The organism is Flavobacterium sp., assembly GCF_003525665.1.
GTDB lineage: Bacteria > Bacteroidota > Bacteroidia > Flavobacteriales > Flavobacteriaceae > Flavobacterium.
This window is the reverse complement of sequence record NZ_DQDX01000068.1, coordinates 16,833-17,724: the sequence shown is the minus strand read 5'-3', so window position 1 is coordinate 17,724 and position 892 is coordinate 16,833. Positions and strand designations below refer to the sequence as shown.

The 892-nt window shown below is 28.7% G+C and carries 2 protein-coding genes; both read left to right on the top strand.

The window, feature by feature from the left end:
• Positions 1-23: 23 nt before the first annotated feature.
• The gene (locus tag DIU01_RS04855) at positions 24-527 is read left to right on the top strand and encodes a DUF1573 domain-containing protein (RefSeq protein WP_290832114.1); all 504 of its coding nucleotides are present in this window, start codon (positions 24-26) and stop codon (positions 525-527) included.
• 7 nt (positions 528-534) lie between these two features.
• Positions 535-813 (top strand): preprotein translocase subunit YajC, encoded by a 279-nt coding sequence (gene yajC / locus DIU01_RS04850; RefSeq protein WP_290832113.1) that lies wholly within the window; start codon positions 535-537, stop codon positions 811-813.
• Positions 814-892 lie beyond the last annotated feature (79 nt).

Here is an 892-nt window from a genome sequence, read left to right as displayed (position 1 = left end):
GTTTAATATAAATTAATAATAGAATGAAAAAATTATTTTTTTTTACTTTATCAGTTATTTTATTCACTTCGTGTGAAAAAGAAAAAAAGACGTTTCAAGTTCCAAAAACTTCTATCGATTATATGAATGAAAAAGAGGAACAAGAAAGAGAAAAGTTAAGACCTAAAGGAAAACTTACCGAAATCACTTTCAATAAAATGGAACACGATTTTGGTCAAGTAAAAAATGACGCTCTTTTAACGTATACTTTCAAATTTGAAAATACTGGTGAAAATGATTTAGTAATCATGAAAGCTTTTGGTTCTTGTGGTTGTACTGTTCCAGAATATTCTAAAGAGCCAATAAAACCAGGCGAAGAAGGAAAAATTAAAGTTTCTTTTGATACTAAAGGTAAACAGGGTGAGCAAAGTAAAACAATTACTGTTTATGCCAACACTAGAAAAAATATGGAGACATTAAAAATAAAAGCGTCATTACCTGGTGGAAAGCCAAAGAAAGATGCTCCTAAACCAATTACATCTAAATAAAATTATTATGGAACAAATTAGTCAGTTTTTACCATTCATCTTAATGTTTGTGGTATTATATTTTTTTATGATTTTGCCACAACAAAAAAGAGCAAAAAAAGAGAAAGCATTTGAAAGCGGTTTAAAAGTTGGTGACAAGATCATCACTAAAAGCGGTTTTCACGGTAAAATTGCTGAAATCGCTGAAACATCAGTTGTTATTGAAACGATGTCGGGTAAATTAAAAATTGAGCGTTCTGCAATTTCTATGGAAATGAGTGCTGCATTAGCTACTAAAAAGGCGTAATTCAATATATTCTAAATAAAAGAAAATCCTAAATTCAATATTTTGAGTTTAGGATTTTTTTTTATTCTTTTAAGTCAAG

What these genes read in the sequence shown, in the direction of transcription:
- yajC (WP_290832113.1), top strand. Translation starts at nt 535, where the DNA reads ATGGAACAAATTAGTCAGTTTTTACCATTCATCTTAATGTTTGTGGTA.
- DIU01_RS04855 (WP_290832114.1), top strand. Translation starts at nt 24, where the DNA reads ATGAAAAAATTATTTTTTTTTACTTTATCAGTTATTTTATTCACTTCG.